The sequence below is a fragment of the Pseudomonas sp. ICMP 3272 genome, assembly GCF_001466905.1.
Taxonomy (GTDB): domain Bacteria; phylum Pseudomonadota; class Gammaproteobacteria; order Pseudomonadales; family Pseudomonadaceae; genus Aquipseudomonas; species Aquipseudomonas amygdali.
The window spans coordinates 1-231 of record NZ_LKEK01000032.1 but is presented as its reverse complement, the minus strand read 5'-3'; the positions used below and the strand labels follow the sequence as shown (position 1 = coordinate 231).

Annotated in this window: 1 pseudogene; it reads left to right on the top strand. The window is 60.2% G+C overall.

Annotation, left to right across the window (positions count from 1 at the left end):
• A pseudogene (locus AO068_RS03860) lies at positions 1-231 on the top strand (type VI secretion system tip protein VgrG); the annotation flags it as partial.

Genomic DNA, 231 nt, shown 5'->3' with positions numbered 1-231 from the left:
CGGTCAAGCATGAGGGCAGCAATAATTACCTGTCGGACGAAAGCGCGGGCTACAAAAACGAGTTCGTGTGCATTCGCCACAAGATCCCCTATCGGCATCCGATCACCGTTGCGCGCCCGAGCATTAACGGCCCGCTGAGCGCCATCGTGGTCGGGCCGGAAGGTGAGGAAGTGTTCACTGACGAGCTGGCGCGGATACAGGTCAGGTTCCATTGGCAGCGTGGCGACAGCC